Source organism: Citrobacter sp. Colony219, assembly GCF_019382635.1.
GTDB classification, from domain to species: Bacteria; Pseudomonadota; Gammaproteobacteria; order Enterobacterales; family Enterobacteriaceae; genus Citrobacter; species Citrobacter youngae.
Genome location: NZ_CP080033.1, coordinates 4,646,912 through 4,661,782, shown reverse-complemented (window position 1 = coordinate 4,661,782; position 14,871 = coordinate 4,646,912). Strand labels below are relative to the sequence as shown.

Genomic DNA, 14,871 nt, shown 5'->3' with positions numbered 1-14,871 from the left:
GTATAGCGCTACCCGGCTTTGTTGTGCACCACTCCGCATTTTCCTGTCACTACGCTTTCACCGCCTTGCCATCTGTTTGTCGCCTTACTATCTTTTTTTTGTAATAAAAAAGTTATTTTTCTGTCATTCGAGCATGTCATGTTACCCCCGCGAGCATAAAACGCGTGATATCGCGCATCCGGCACAACAAGAGAGATAACCGATGATATCGTTACGACATACAGCTTTAGGACTGGCACTTAGCCTGGCGTTTGCAGGTCAGGCACTGGCGGTCACCACCATCCCATTCTGGCACTCAATGGAAGGCGAACTGGGTAAAGAAGTTGACTCACTGGCGCAACGTTTTAATGCCGCCAATCCCGACTACAAAATTGTTCCGCAGTACAAAGGCAACTACGAGCAGAGCCTGAGCGCAGGTATTGCCGCTTTCCGTACCGGAAACGCGCCTGCGCTGCTGCAGGTTTATGAAGTGGGTACGGCAACAATGATGGCCTCGAAAGCCATTAAACCGGTCTATGAAGTATTCAAAGAGGCTGGCATTAACTTCGATGAATCTCAGTTCGTCCCGACGGTTTCCGGGTATTACACCGACTCTAAAAGTGGACATCTGCTCTCCCAGCCGTTTAACAGCTCCACTCCGGTGCTGTACTACAACAAAGATGCCTTCAAAAAAGCCGGTTTAGACCCTGAGCAGCCGCCGAAAACCTGGCAGGACCTGGCGGAATACACCGCGAAACTGAAAGCGGCAGGCATGAAGTGCGGCTACGCCAGTGGCTGGCAGGGGTGGATTCAGATTGAAAACTTCAGTGCCTGGAACGGTCTGCCGGTAGCAACCAAAAACAATGGCTTTGACGGTACTGACGCGGTGCTGGAGTTCAATAAACCGGAACAAGTGAAGCATATCGCCCTGCTGGAAGAGCTGAACAAAAAAGGCGATTTCAGCTACTTCGGGCGTAAAGATGAGTCGACCGAGAAGTTCTACAACGGGGATTGCGCCATTACCACCGCGTCTTCCGGTTCTCTGGCTGATATCCGCCATTACGCGAAATTCAACTATGGCGTCGGGATGATGCCGTACGATGCCGATGTGAAGGGCGCGCCGCAGAACGCCATTATCGGTGGAGCCAGCCTGTGGGTGATGCAGGGTAAAGACAAACCCACCTACGAAGGCGTGGCGAAGTTCCTCAACTTCCTGGCGAAGCCTGAGATTGCTGCCGAATGGCACCAGAAGACTGGCTATCTGCCGATCACCACCGCGGCCTACGACCTGACCCGTGAGCAGGGCTTCTATGATAAGAACCCTGGGGCTGATATCGCCACCCGCCAGATGCTGAACAAGCCGCCGTTGCCGTTCACCAAAGGGCTGCGTCTGGGCAACATGCCGCAGATCCGCACCATCGTGGATGAAGAGCTGGAAAGCGTCTGGACCGGGAAGAAAACCCCGCAGCAGGCGCTGGATGCCGCCGTTGAGCGTGGCAATCAGTTACTGCGTCGCTTTGAGCAATCGACCAAATCGTAATGTGAAATGCCGGGTGACGGCTGCGCCTTACCCAGCCTACAAATGCGCGTAGGCCGGATAAGCGTAGCGCCATCCGGCGCTGTTCAGGAATCAAACCTCCATGTCTTCATCCCGTCCGGTGTTCCGTTCGCGCTGGCTTCCCTATTTACTGGTGGCTCCGCAGCTGGTTATCACCGTTATTTTCTTTATCTGGCCTGCCGGTGAAGCGCTGTGGTACTCGCTACAATCCGTTGATCCGTTTGGTCTTTCCAGCCAGTTTGTCGGACTGGAAAACTTTGTCGCGCTGTTTCATGACCCGTACTACCTCGACTCATTCTGGACCACCATTAAGTTCAGTACGTTAGTCACGGTAAGCGGTCTGCTGGTGTCGTTATTTTTTGCGGCGTTGGTGAATTACGTGGTGCGCGGCAGCCGTTTTTACCAAACGCTGATGCTGTTGCCTTACGCCGTTGCGCCCGCCGTTGCTGCCGTATTGTGGATCTTCCTGTTTAACCCCGGGCGCGGGTTGATTACCCATTTTCTCGGTGAGTTTGGCTATGACTGGAACCATGCGCAAAACAGCGGTCAGGCAATGTTCCTGGTGGTGTTTGCGTCGGTCTGGAAGCAGATTAGTTACAACTTCCTGTTCTTCTTTGCCGCACTGCAGTCTATTCCTCGCTCGCTGATCGAAGCCGCCGCGATTGACGGTGCGGGGCCGGTTCGCCGCTTCTTTAAGCTGGCGCTGCCGCTCATTGCCCCGGTGAGCTTCTTCCTGCTGGTGGTGAATCTGGTGTATGCCTTCTTTGACACCTTCCCGGTGATTGATGCCGCCACTGCAGGCGGGCCGGTACAGGCGACCACGACGCTGATTTATAAGATCTATCGCGAAGGTTTTGTCGGGCTGGATCTGGCTTCTTCCGCTGCACAATCTGTGGTGCTGATGTTCCTGGTCATTATTTTGACGGTGGTGCAGTTCCGCTATGTGGAAAGTAAGGTGCGTTACCAATGATTGAGAACCGTCGTGGGCTGACAATATTCAGCCATGCCATGTTGATTATGGGGATCATGGCGATCCTGTTTCCGTTGTACGTCGCGTTTGTCGCGGCGACGCTGGACAACAAAGCGGTGTTTGAGACGCCGATGACGCTGGTTCCCGGCACACAGCTGCTGGAAAACATGAAATACATCTGGGTCAACGGCGTGGGCGTCAACAGCGCACCGTTCTGGCTGATGATGCTCAACAGTTTCATCATGGCGTTCAGCATTACGGTAGGGAAAATTACCGTCTCTATGCTCTCCGCATTCGCCATCGTCTGGTTCCGCTTTCCGCTGCGCAACCTGTTCTTCTGGATGATTTTTATCACCCTGATGCTACCGGTTGAGGTGCGTATTTTCCCGACGGTAGAAGTGATCGCCAACCTGAAGATGCTCGACAGCTATGCGGGTCTGACGCTGCCGTTGATGGCATCTGCGACAGCGACTTTCCTGTTCCGTCAGTTCTTTATGACCCTGCCGGATGAGCTGGTTGAGGCGGCGCGTATTGACGGCGCGTCACCGATGCGTTTTTTCCGCGATATCGTACTACCGCTGTCAAAAACCAATCTGGCGGCGCTGTTCGTTATTACCTTTATCTACGGCTGGAACCAGTATCTGTGGCCGTTGTTAATTATTACCGACGTCAATTTGGGCACTGCGGTGGCGGGTATCAAAGGCATGATTGCCACCGGTGAAGGCACCACGCAGTGGAACCAGGTAATGGCAGCCATGCTGCTGACGCTCATCCCTCCGGTAATCATCGTGTTAGCCATGCAGCGCGCGTTTGTGCGTGGTTTAGTGGACAGTGAGAAATAAAAATGGCTGGTTTAAAACTACAGGCAGTAACCAAAAGCTGGGACGGCAAAACCCAGGTGATTAAACCGCTGACGCTGGACGTCGCGGACGGGGAATTTATCGTGATGGTTGGCCCATCCGGCTGCGGAAAGTCTACGCTGTTGCGGATGGTGGCCGGGCTTGAACGGGTAAGCGGCGGCGATATCTGGATTGATAATAAACGCGTCACCGAGATGGAGCCGAAGGATCGCGGCATTGCGATGGTCTTTCAAAACTATGCTCTCTACCCGCATATGAGCGTGGAAGAAAACATGGCCTGGGGGCTGAAAATCCGCGGGATGGGCAAGGAGCATATTGCTGAGCGGGTGAAAGAGGCGGCGCGTATTCTCGAGCTGGGTGAGCTGCTCAAACGTCGTCCGCGCGAACTTTCCGGCGGCCAGCGCCAGCGCGTAGCGATGGGACGAGCGATTGTGCGTGACCCGGCGGTATTCCTGTTCGATGAGCCGCTTTCTAACCTTGACGCCAAGCTGCGCGTACAGATGCGTCTGGAGTTACAACATCTGCATCGCCGACTGAAAACCACCTCGCTGTACGTGACGCACGATCAGGTTGAAGCGATGACCCTCGCCCAGCGGGTTATGGTGATGAACAAAGGCATTGCCGAGCAGGTAGGGACGCCGGTTGAGGTGTATGAAAAGCCTGCCAGTCGCTTTGTGGCAAGCTTTATCGGCAGCCCGGCGATGAATCTGCTCGATGGGCGCATCAGCTCTACGGGTACCCATTTTGAGCTGGAGGGCGGCATGACGTTGCCCATTGGCAGAAGCGCCAGGGAGTGTATTGGGCGTAACATGACGCTGGGTATCCGCCCGGAGCATATTGCGCTAAGCTCGCAGGCCGAAGGTGGCGTGCCGCTGGTCGTCGACACGCTGGAAATGCTGGGTGCAGATAACCTGGCACACGGACGCTGGGGCGAGCAAAAGCTGGTGGTGCGACTGGCGCATCAGCATCGCCCGACGGCAGGCAGCACGCTGTGGCTGCATCTGCCGGAAAATCATCTGCATCTTTTTGATGGCGAAACAGGACAACGCGTATGAATAACTGGCCTTACCCCCATATTGTCGCCCATCGCGGCGGCGGTAAGTTAGCCCCGGAAAACACCCTGGCGGCGATCGACGTGGGGGCGCGATACGGGCATACCATGATTGAGTTTGACGCTAAATTGTCGAAAGACGGTGAGATCTTCTTACTGCATGACGACAACCTGGAACGCACCAGCAACGGCTGGGGCGTGGCTGGCGAGCTGAATTGGCAGGATTTATTGCGCGTGGATGCCGGCGGCTGGTTTAGCGGTGAGTTTAAAGGCGAACCGTTGCCGCTGCTCTCGCAAGTTGCTGAGCGCTGTCGCCAGCACGGCATGATGGCAAATATTGAGATCAAACCCACCACCGGGACGGGGGCGCTCACCGGGAAGGTCGTGGCGCTGGCCGCGCGGGAACTGTGGGCGGGAATGACGCCACCACTGTTGTCATCCTTTGAAATTGATGCGCTAGAAGCGGCGCAGCAGGCGGTGCCTGAACTGCCGAGAGGTTTGCTGCTGGATGAATGGCGCGAAGACTGGTGCGAGCTGACCACGCGGCTTGGCTGCGTCTCTATTCATCTTAATCATAAGCTGCTGGATGAGGCGCGCGTGGATGCGCTGCGCGATGCTGGGCTACGTATTCTGGTGTATACCGTCAACCGACCCCAGCGCGCGGCGGAACTGCTGCGCTGGGGTGTGGACTGCATCTGTACCGATGCCATTGATACGATTGGCCCGGATTTCCAGCCCTGTTAAGGCCCAATCGTTTTTAACGGAACGTTAGGCTGCGGCGTGCTGGAGGGCTTCAGCATGTCGCCGTTCTTTTTCTCCGACAGCATATGTTGCTTATTGAGCGAGCTGTCCGGATTACGGGTTCCACTCAACATCCCACCGTTACTGTTAGGCAGCATTTGCTGCTGTCCAGGATTCAACTCGCCCGGCTGAGACTGCAGCACGCGCTGGGTGTTCGTGTTGATTTGGTTTTCCATATGCTGTTGCTGCATGCGCGTCTGCGTTTGCAACTGCTGGTTGAGCATCCCTTTCTGCTGAATCTGCTGTGATTGCATTTGGGTTTGCATACGCTGCTGGCTCGGGATCTGATAACCGGGTTGATTCGGGTTATTCATGGTGTTGATGGGCTGTGCAAAGCCAGCAAACGGCAAGAGCATGGCTAAAAGTAAGAGTCGTTTCATCGCTTTTCTCCTCTCGGGGATCGTTTAAGTTTACTCCTTTCTCGCCGTTACGATGATTATTTCAGAGTTATGCACCAGGCTTAGTGGGGGCCGACCCCCGTACATCTGGAGAATAACGATGATAAAACCGACGTTTTTACGCCGGGTAGCCATTGCTGCTCTGCTCTCAGGAAGTTGTTTTAGCGTGGCTGCCGCGCCGGCTGCGCCACCGCCGGTATCCTACGGTGTCGAGGAAGATGTGTTCCATCCCGTTCGCGCGCAACAGGGGATGGTGGCTTCCGTAGATGCTTTAGCCACCCAGGTTGGGGTGGATATTCTGAAACAGGGCGGGAATGCCGTTGATGCCGCTGTTGCCGTGGGCTACGCGCTGGCGGTGACGCATCCGCAGGCGGGTAATCTGGGCGGTGGTGGGTTTATGCTGCTGCGTACCAAAGACGGTAACACCACGGCGATCGATTTTCGTGAAATGGCTCCCGCTGGCGCGACCCGTGATATGTTCCTTGATGAACAGGGCAACGCCGATGCGAAAAAGTCGCTAACCTCACATCTGGCATCCGGTACGCCGGGTACCGTGGCGGGTTTCTCGCTGGCGCTGGAGAAATACGGCACGATGCCGCTGAACAAAGTCGTGCGCCCGGCGATGAAGCTGGCGGAAGAAGGCTTTGTGGTTAACGACGCGCTGGCCGACGATCTGAAAACCTATGGCAGCGAAGTGCTCCCTAATCACGAGAACAGCAAAGCCATTTTCTGGAAAGACGGCGAGCCGCTGAAAAAGGGCGACAAGCTGGTGCAAACGAACCTGGCGAAAAGCCTGGAGATGATTGCCGAGAACGGTCCGGATGCGTTTTATAAAGGGGCAATTGCCGATCAGATTGCGGAGGAAATGCAGAAAAACGGCGGGCTGATGACCAAAGAGGACTTAGCCGCCTATAAAGCCGTGGAGCGTACGCCGATTAGCGGCGACTATCGCGGGTATCAGGTATTCTCTATGCCGCCGCCGTCCTCAGGCGGGATTCACATCGTGCAGATCCTCAATATTCTCGAAAACTTCGATATGAAGAAGTACGGGTTTGGCAGCGCCGACGCCATGCAGGTAATGGCTGAAGCGGAGAAATATGCCTACGCCGACCGCTCGGAGTATCTGGGCGACCCGGATTTTGTGAAGGTGCCGTGGCAGGCGCTGACCAATAAAGCCTATGCCAAATCGCTTGCCGATCAAATTGATATCAACAAGGCTAAGCCTTCCAGCCAGATCAAACCTGGCAAGCTCGCGCCGTATGAAAGCAATCAGACCACCCATTTCTCGGTGGTGGATAAAGACGGTAATGCCGTGGCGGTGACGTATACGCTGAACACCACCTTCGGCACCGGGATTGTGGCGGGTAACACCGGTATTCTGCTCAATAACGAAATGGATGATTTCTCCGCCAAGCCGGGCGTGCCGAACGTTTATGGGCTGGTGGGCGGCGATGCCAACGCGGTTGGGCCGAAGAAGCGTCCGCTGTCATCAATGTCGCCGACTATCGTGGTAAAAGACGGGAAAACCTGGCTGGTTACCGGCAGCCCTGGTGGGAGCCGAATCATCACTACTGTGCTGCAAATGGTGGTTAACAGCATTGATTTTGGAATGAACGTCGCCGAAGCGACCAACGCGCCGCGCTTCCATCATCAGTGGTTGCCGGATGAACTGCGCGTTGAGAAAGGGTTTAGCCCGGACACCATTAAGCTGCTGGAGCAGAAAGGGCAGAAAGTCGCGCTGAAGGAAGCGATGGGCAGCACGCAGAGCATTATGGTAGGACCGGATGGCGCACTGTATGGCGCGTCCGACCCACGTTCCGTGGATGATTTAACGGCGGGATACTGATGGTATTGCCGGGTCTGCCGTTGATGCAGGCCCGGCGAGTGCTTCCTGACGGTTTCTTACCCGTTATTTCACGCGTGCCATAAAATACGCATCCACGTATTCGCCGTTGCGCAGGCCGTATTTCTTACCGGTGCCTTCGATCTCAAAGCCATGCTTTTTATAGACCGCAACAGCAGGTTCGTTATCCACAAACACTGTTAACTCGATACGGTCGACGCGCAGCCAGTTGTCGCACATGTCGATCATCGTACGGAGAAGCGCGCTGGCAACGCCGCGATTCTGCCACCGGGCATCCACGCAGATACCAAAATCGGCGACATGGCTGCGGCGCGGGCGCTGCGCGACCTCAATACAGAGGTGCCCCACGACGATATCGTCAATGCACGCGACCAGTTGTTTGATTCCGACCCGTTCGGTTAGTCGTTCTTGCCACATCTCCATGGAAGGATGAGGAACCTGTAGCGTGTTGTGATACACCTCTGGCTGGGCATGGATCTGACGAATTGCGTCGTAATCTTTCGGTTCAGCGTGGCGTATCACTATCTCACTCATTCCTTATCTCCTTCAGGGTTAATTGAGTCTTTACCCTCGCTGAGAAAGAAAATTCCGTCAACTGCATTTTTTTTGCAAAAAGAAGTAGACAAGTGCGAATGAGAATGATTATTATTGCTCTGCGTTCAGGGGAACCCCTACGGAGAACCTGAAAGCACGACATTGCTCACATTGCTTCCAGTATTACTTTAGCCAGCTTTTGCTGGCTTTTTTTTTGGGGCTGGGTTTCGGGCTAGTTTGCTTGTCAGCTTAATCCCGGGCTGTGCTCGCAATCCTCACGTACTCTGTGTACGCTCCGGTTGCTGTGCGCAGGCCGTGAATAATCTGCCTGCGCCACTGACGCCCGAGCTTGAGGCTACTGCTTTTGTAGGCCGGATAAGGCAACGCCGCATCCGGCACGATGACAGGATAGATTCAGTCTCCAGCCGCTTTGCGCTATGGTGTAGACAATCACCTTCAAAAGGACTGTCTCATGACCTTACACTGCGCATTTATTGGTTTTGGTAAAAGTACCACCCGCTACCATTTGCCGTACGTCCTCAACCGCAAAAATAGCTGGCATGTCGCGCACATCTACCGTCGCAGCGCCAAGCCGGAAGAGCAGGCGCCGCAGTATTCACATATTCACTTCACCAGCGACCTCGACGAGATCTTAAACGATCCGCAGGTGAAGTTAGTGATCGTTTGTACCCATGCTGACAGCCATTTTGACTACGCCAAACGTGCGCTGGAAGCGGGTAAAAACGTGCTGGTTGAGAAACCGTTCACGCCGACGCTGGCAGAAGCAAAAGTGCTGTTCGAACTGGCGCAAAGCAAAGGACTGACCGTTACGCCGTATCAGAATCGCCGTTTTGACTCCTGCTTCCTTACCGCCAAAAAGGCGATTGAGAGCGGCAAGCTCGGCGAAATTGTTGAGGTTGAAAGCCATTTCGATTACTACCGTCCCGAGGCGGAAACTAAGCCGGGACTGCCGCAGGACGGCGCATTTTATGGCCTGGGCGTACACACCATGGATCAGATTATTTCGCTGTTCGGACGCCCCGATCATGTGGCTTATGACATCCGCAGCCTGCGTAATAAAGCGAACCCGGACGATACCTTTGAAGCGCAACTGTTTTACGGCGACCTGAAAGCCATTGTTAAAACCAGTCATCTGGTGAAAATCGACTATCCGAAGTTTATCGTCCATGGCACCAAAGGCTCGTTTGTGAAGTACGGCATCGACCAGCAGGAAACCAGTCTGAAGGCCAATATCATGCCGGGTGAGCCAGGTTTCGCTGCTGATGATTCCATCGGAATGCTGGAGTATGTCAACGATGACGGCATCACAGTAAAAGAAGAGGTGAAGCCGGAGATGGGGGATTACGGTCGCGTCTATGATGCGCTGTACCAGACGCTGACCGCCGGTACGCCTAATTACGTCAAGGAATCTGAAGTTCTAACCAACCTGGAGATCCTCGAACGCGCCTTCGAACAGGCATCTCCGGCGACGATAACCCTCGCCAAATAGCGTTAATCGACTCTTCTGGGTTTATTCATATTTTTTGAACAGAGGAGTCAATTTTCACCCTCTATGATCCCAGGCAGATTGAGTCCACACTTACTCCATCGAAAACATCTGGGGGTGAACACAATGATCTATTTACGCAAAGCTAACGACCGCGGTCATGCGAATCATGGCTGGCTCGATTCCTGGCATACCTTCTCTTTTGCCAACTACTATGACCCGAACTTTATGGGGTTCTCGGCACTGCGCGTGATTAACGATGACGTGATTGACGCAGGTCAGGGCTTTGGCACTCACCCCCATAAAGACATGGAAATCCTGACCTACGTGCTGGAAGGCGCAGTAGAACATCAGGACAGCATGGGCAACAAAGAGCAGGTTCCTGCCGGTGAGTTCCAGATTATGAGCGCCGGGACGGGGATCCGTCACTCGGAGTACAACCCGAGTAATACTGAGAAGCTGCATCTGTATCAGATCTGGATCATGCCGCAGGAAAACGGTATTACGCCGCGCTATGAACAGCGCCGTTTCGATGCTGCTCAGGGTAAACAACTGGTGCTGTCGCCTGATGCCCGCGATGGCTCGCTGAAAGTGTACCAGGATATGGAGCTGTACCGCTGGGCGTTACTCAAAGATGAGCAGTCGGTACATCAGATTGCAGCTGAACGTCGCGTCTGGATCCAGGTCGTTAAAGGCAACGTCACCATTAACGGAACCAAAGCGACCACCAGTGATGGTCTGGCAATCTGGGATGAACAGGCAATTTCTATTCATGCCGACAGCGACAGCGAAGTGTTGTTGTTTGACCTGCCGCCTGTATAAAAATACACGGCATCCTTCAAGCCGCATCTGTGTTGGCTTTATTACTCGGCCCATCCATAGGCCTCGCCCCTTCGGGGCCGCTGCAAGCAGCGTTCAAATCTGCTCCCGGCAGATTTGTCGCTCACCCCGGTCGCGTACTTAATGTACGCTCCCGGGGATTCACTGCGTCGCCGCCTTGATGCAACTCGAATGATTTTGTGTATTTCTCACAATAAAAACTCCTTTTTTTCTCTGCAAAGGTTCATGCACGTCCGTGGTAAACTGGGGGAATCTATCCCTTTTTAACGCTTCAGGACGATGAAAAAGAAAAGACCCGTACTTCAGGATGTAGCCGACCGCGTGGGCGTGACCAAAATGACGGTCAGTCGCTTTTTGCGTAACCCGGAGCAGGTCTCCGTGGCGCTGCGGGGCAAAATTGCCGCTGCACTTGATGAGCTGGGTTATATTCCCAATCGCGCTCCTGATATCCTTTCTAACGCTACCAGCCGCGCTATCGGCGTGTTGTTACCGTCTCTCACTAACCAGGTTTTTGCTGAAGTGTTACGCGGCATTGAGGCCGTCACCGACGCTCATGGTTATCAAACTATGCTCGCGCACTACGGCTATAAGCCCGAAATGGAACAAGAGCGTCTGGAATCGATGCTGTCGTGGAATATCGATGGCCTGATCCTCACCGAACGTAGCCATACGCCTCGTACGCTGAAAATGATTGAGGTCGCCGGTATCCCGGTGGTTGAGTTGATGGACAGCCAGTCCCCGTGTCTGGATATCGCCGTCGGTTTCGACAACTTCGAAGCCGCGCGTCAAATGACCGCCGCTATCATCGCCCGCGGGCACCGTCATGTTGCCTATCTTGGCGCACGTCTTGATGAACGTACTATCATCAAACAGAGAGGCTACGAGCAGGCAATGCGCGATGCCAACCTGGTGCCGTACAGCGTGATGGTGGAACAGTCTTCTTCCTACTCCTCCGGTATTGAACTCATCCGTCAGGCGCGGCGTGAATACCCGCAGCTTGATGGCGTCTTCTGTACTAACGATGACCTGGCGGTAGGGGCGGCCTTCGAATGCCAGCGTTTAGGGCTGAAAATCCCGGATGACATGGCGATTGCCGGATTCCACGGTCACGACATCGGGCAGGTGATGGAGCCGCGTCTGGCGAGCGTGCTCACGCCGCGTGAACGGATGGGCAGCATTGGTGCTGAACGTCTGCTGGCGCGCATCCGTGGTGAAGCAGTCACACCTAAAATGTTAGATTTAGGTTTCACCTTGTCACCGGGCGGATCTATTTAAGCCAACAAGTTTGAAGTAGCTCACACTTATACACTTCGAGCACGAATGGATATTGCTTCTCTATTTATCCGGCTGGACAATGTTACCGATAACAGTTACCCGTAACAATTTCCAGATTCTTGTACCAGTGGGGGCAACGCTTTGAGCACGACTAATCATGATCACCACGTTTACGTTCTGATGGGCGTATCGGGCAGCGGTAAATCTGCTGTCGCCAGCGAAGTGGCGCATCAACTGCAGGCCGCGTTTCTTGATGGCGATTTTCTCCATCCGCGCAGCAACATCATGAAAATGGCTTCCGGTGAGCCACTCAGCGATGACGACCGTAAACCGTGGTTACAGGCGCTGAATGACGCCGCTTTTGCGATGCAGCGTACCAACAAGGTTTCGCTGATCGTCTGTTCCGCTCTGAAAAAAGTCTATCGCGACCAGCTGCGCGACGGTAACCCGAACCTCTCTTTCATCTATCTGAAAGGGGATTTTGACGTTATCGAAAGCCGTCTGAAAGCGCGTAAAGGCCACTTCTTCAAAACGCAGATGCTGGTGACCCAGTTTGAAGCGCTGGAAGAACCAGGTGCGAATGAAAGCGATGTACTGGTGGTCGATATCGATCAACCACTGGACGGTGTGGTCGCCAGCACCATTGAGGTTATTAACCAGGGCAGTAAGTAGTGAGTACATTAACGCTTGTTTTAACAGCAGTAGGGTCCGTTTTATTACTGCTGTTTTTAGTGATGAAGGCGCGTATGCACGCCTTCCTTGCTTTGATGGTGGTGTCTATTGGTGCAGGTCTCTTTTCCGGTATGCCGCTCGATAAAATCGCCGCGACTATGGAAAAAGGGATGGGAGGCACGCTCGGTTTCCTGGCGATTGTTGTGGCGCTGGGGGCGATGTTTGGCAAGATTTTGCATGAGACCGGCGCAGTCGATCAAATTGCCGTCAAAATGCTGAAATCCTTCGGTCACAGCCGCGCGCATTACGCGATTGGCCTGGCCGGTCTGATTTGCGCGCTGCCGCTGTTCTTTGAGGTGGCAATTGTGCTGCTGATTAGCGTGGCGTTCTCGATGGCGCGTCACACCGGTACCAACCTGGTTAAATTAGTCATTCCGCTGTTTGCCGGCGTGGCGGCGGCTGCGGCGTTTTTACTGCCGGGGCCAGCGCCGATGTTGCTGGCTTCGCAGATGAACGCTGACTTTGGCTGGATGATCCTGATTGGCCTGTGTGCCGCGATTCCGGGCATGATTATCGCCGGACCGCTGTGGGGCAATTTCATCAGCCGTTACGTTGAGCTGAACATTCCTGATGACATTACCGAGCCGCATCTGGGCGAAGGTAAAATGCCGTCCTTCGGCTTTAGCTTGTCGCTGATCCTGCTGCCGCTGGTATTGGTTGGTCTGAAAACCATCGCCGCGCGCTTTGTGCCGGTTGGTTCTTCAACTTACGAATGGTTTGAGTTTATCGGTCACCCGTTTACCGCGATTCTGGTAGCATGTCTGGTGGCGATTTACGGTCTGGCGATTCGCCAGGGTATGCCAAAAGACAAAGTGATGGAGATCTGCGGTCATGCGCTGCAACCGGCGGGGATTATCCTGCTGGTGATTGGTGCAGGTGGCGTGTTTAAACAGGTGCTGGTTGATTCCGGCGTCGGTCCGGCGCTGGGCGAAGCGTTAACCGGAATGGGTCTGCCGATTGCCATTACCTGCTTCGTGCTGGCGGCAGCGGTGCGTATCATTCAGGGGTCAGCAACCGTGGCGTGCTTAACGGCAGTCGGTCTGGTGATGCCGGTGATTGAACAGCTGAACTTCTCCGGTGCGCAGATGGCGGCACTGTCAATTTGTATCGCGGGCGGTTCGATCGTGGTCAGCCACGTTAACGACGCCGGTTTCTGGTTGTTCGGTAAATTTACCGGCGCAACGGAAGCACAAACGCTGAAGACCTGGACGATGATGGAAACCATCCTCGGCACGGTCGGCGCAATTGTCGGTATGATTGCCTTCCAGCTGTTGAGCTGAGTCCTGTTGCCCGGTGGCGCTTGCGCTTACCGGGCCTGAATTCATTGCACATCGTAAGCCGGGTAAGCGTCACCCGGCTTTTTTACAGCATTACCATGCCTTCATCTGTTTTCAACCAGCGCGGTGCTTTCAGCGTGTCGGCGAAATAACCCACCAAATCCTGCAACAAATCACCTGCCACTCGCTCCATATCATCAGAAAGCGTTTTGCTCATCAGTAAATGCGTCAAAAGCTGGCAGTAACGTCCCATCTGGTCGGGCTCAGGCTCGAAAAGGGGAAAACGGGTCGGTAAGGTTTCTACCGTCAGACTGGCCTGTAGATGCTGCGGTACAGGTTCCGTTAAGGTCGGTTGTAATAACGCGAAACAGGCCGACAGACGTGCACAAATCGCCAGCTTTTCAACCGGGTCATGGCATTCAACCAGCCCTTCGACAAAACGCTCGCAGTTATCCGCCAGCTCGGTGAAATCCGTGGCATGGCTAAAGGGCAGGGTAAATATAGAGTGTGAAAAGAGAGGGGTAGTCGCCATAGGGCAGCCTCCAATGAGTGAAATTTACCACCACCGAAGGGACCAACCTTTGGGTGGCGGGCTGAACGGAGTTGGTCCTACCGGCCTCATTGGATACCGGCGCGCCTTACGACGCCACCGTCCAGCCCACCATTGAGGTGTAGCTGGTCGCACGATAAAAGTGAATTTTATCGCGAATGAGGTAATCAGGGGACCAATCCTGGCACCTGATTATGCAGGTGCAGCGAGAAGATAATGCTTATCCGCGATGCTGACAAGAGGGCATTCCGGAAGGCACCTCGCAGAAATGAAAATACGTTATATCAGCGACTTAAAAGCATAAGGAATACCTGAAATTACAGCGCAATGCCGTTCAGTTAAGCATGTAGGGTGAACATGTGATTATTGCTCAGGKTTCCGTTCACCTCAGYGGTRTCAYTTYTCTGAAGCGCTGATACCCGTGAACGTGCAAGGGAGGCTCACCGCCGCCTCCCTTGCAACCCAGGCTCCCGGCGGGAAAATCGTCGCTGCGCGATGTATTCGTCTTATKCCGTCTGCCTGTCGGGTCGGGGCCGAGCCTGCRTCCMTGCAGGCCGTCCCCTCTGCCCGCATCCCTGCGGGCAGCCCCGGTCAGCCGTCAACGCCTCATCGATTTTCAGCCGGACCGGTGTCATCGCTTCAACGCTCTGACTTCCAGTTAAATCTGTTTTGCTG

General features: G+C 54.4%; 14 protein-coding genes. 11 read left to right on the top strand and 3 right to left on the bottom strand.

Translation table 11 applies throughout. From position 1 onward, the window contains the following. The first annotated feature begins 202 nt into the window (after nucleotides 1-202). From ugpB to ugpQ, 5 genes are all read left to right on the top strand, one after another. Entirely contained in the window at nucleotides 203-1,519 is a 1,317-nt protein-coding gene (gene ugpB, locus JTI85_RS20740) for a sn-glycerol-3-phosphate ABC transporter substrate-binding protein UgpB (RefSeq protein WP_199946210.1), read from the top strand. Nucleotides 1,520-1,619: 100 nt separating this feature from the next. Then, nucleotides 1,620-2,507 carry a sn-glycerol-3-phosphate ABC transporter permease UgpA gene (ugpA, locus tag JTI85_RS20735; protein ID WP_003837841.1) on the top strand — a complete coding sequence of 296 codons (888 nt, stop codon included), beginning with the start codon at nucleotides 1,620-1,622 and terminating at the stop codon, nucleotides 2,505-2,507. Further along, complete coding sequence (gene ugpE / locus JTI85_RS20730) at nucleotides 2,504-3,349, top strand: sn-glycerol-3-phosphate ABC transporter permease UgpE (RefSeq protein WP_172741979.1); 846 nt, start codon at nucleotides 2,504-2,506, stop codon at nucleotides 3,347-3,349. The genes ugpA and ugpE overlap by 4 nt, the downstream gene beginning before the upstream one ends. A 2-nt stretch (nucleotides 3,350-3,351) precedes the next feature. Further along, the gene (locus JTI85_RS20725; RefSeq protein WP_115642737.1) at nucleotides 3,352-4,422 is read left to right on the top strand and encodes a sn-glycerol-3-phosphate import ATP-binding protein UgpC; all 1,071 of its coding nucleotides are present in this window, start codon (nucleotides 3,352-3,354) and stop codon (nucleotides 4,420-4,422) included. Then, nucleotides 4,419-5,162 (top strand): glycerophosphodiester phosphodiesterase, encoded by a 744-nt coding sequence (gene ugpQ / locus JTI85_RS20720; RefSeq protein ID WP_219351957.1) that lies wholly within the window; start codon nucleotides 4,419-4,421, stop codon nucleotides 5,160-5,162. Before JTI85_RS20725 ends, ugpQ begins: the two co-directional genes overlap by 4 nt. Here ugpQ and JTI85_RS20715 read toward each other — a convergent pair. Continuing rightward, the gene (locus JTI85_RS20715; RefSeq protein WP_003023456.1) at nucleotides 5,159-5,599 is read right to left on the bottom strand and encodes a DUF2756 family protein; all 441 of its coding nucleotides are present in this window, start codon (nucleotides 5,597-5,599) and stop codon (nucleotides 5,159-5,161) included. The genes ugpQ and JTI85_RS20715 overlap by 4 nt on opposite strands. Nucleotides 5,600-5,717: 118 nt before the next feature. Between JTI85_RS20715 and ggt the strand changes: the two genes are divergently transcribed. Beyond that, nucleotides 5,718-7,463: a gamma-glutamyltransferase gene (ggt, locus tag JTI85_RS20710; protein ID WP_016151116.1), complete on the top strand. Its 1,746-nt coding sequence runs from the start codon at nucleotides 5,718-5,720 to the stop codon at nucleotides 7,461-7,463. Between the two features lie 63 nt (nucleotides 7,464-7,526). Here the strand turns inward: ggt and yhhY are convergent, their stop codons facing one another. Next, nucleotides 7,527-8,015, bottom strand: coding sequence for an N-acetyltransferase (gene yhhY, locus JTI85_RS20705; RefSeq protein ID WP_003023469.1), 489 nt, complete (start codon nucleotides 8,013-8,015; stop codon nucleotides 7,527-7,529). A gap of 472 nt (nucleotides 8,016-8,487) precedes the next feature. Here yhhY and JTI85_RS20700 point away from each other — a divergent pair, with 472 nt between their 5' ends. From JTI85_RS20700 to gntU, 5 genes are all read left to right on the top strand, one after another. Beyond that, nucleotides 8,488-9,525, top strand: a complete 1,038-nt coding sequence (locus tag JTI85_RS20700) for an oxidoreductase (protein WP_219351956.1) — start codon at nucleotides 8,488-8,490, stop codon at nucleotides 9,523-9,525. 123 nt (nucleotides 9,526-9,648) lie between these two features. After that, nucleotides 9,649-10,344, top strand: a complete 696-nt coding sequence (gene yhhW, locus JTI85_RS20695; protein ID WP_016151113.1) for a quercetin 2,3-dioxygenase — start codon at nucleotides 9,649-9,651, stop codon at nucleotides 10,342-10,344. Between the two features lie 297 nt (nucleotides 10,345-10,641). After that, nucleotides 10,642-11,637: a gluconate operon transcriptional repressor GntR gene (gene gntR, locus JTI85_RS20690; protein ID WP_008786351.1), complete on the top strand. Its 996-nt coding sequence runs from the start codon at nucleotides 10,642-10,644 to the stop codon at nucleotides 11,635-11,637. A 141-nt stretch (nucleotides 11,638-11,778) separates the two neighbouring features. Next, nucleotides 11,779-12,309, top strand: coding sequence for a gluconokinase (gene gntK, locus JTI85_RS20685; RefSeq protein WP_219351955.1), 531 nt, complete (start codon nucleotides 11,779-11,781; stop codon nucleotides 12,307-12,309). Then, the gene (gene gntU, locus JTI85_RS20680) at nucleotides 12,309-13,649 is read left to right on the top strand and encodes a gluconate transporter (protein WP_199974387.1); all 1,341 of its coding nucleotides are present in this window, start codon (nucleotides 12,309-12,311) and stop codon (nucleotides 13,647-13,649) included. Before gntK ends, gntU begins: the two co-directional genes overlap by 1 nt. An 82-nt stretch (nucleotides 13,650-13,731) precedes the next feature. Here the strand turns inward: gntU and JTI85_RS20675 are convergent, their stop codons facing one another. Continuing rightward, the gene (locus JTI85_RS20675; protein WP_200037520.1) at nucleotides 13,732-14,178 is read right to left on the bottom strand and encodes a hypothetical protein; all 447 of its coding nucleotides are present in this window, start codon (nucleotides 14,176-14,178) and stop codon (nucleotides 13,732-13,734) included. Nucleotides 14,179-14,871 lie beyond the last annotated feature (693 nt).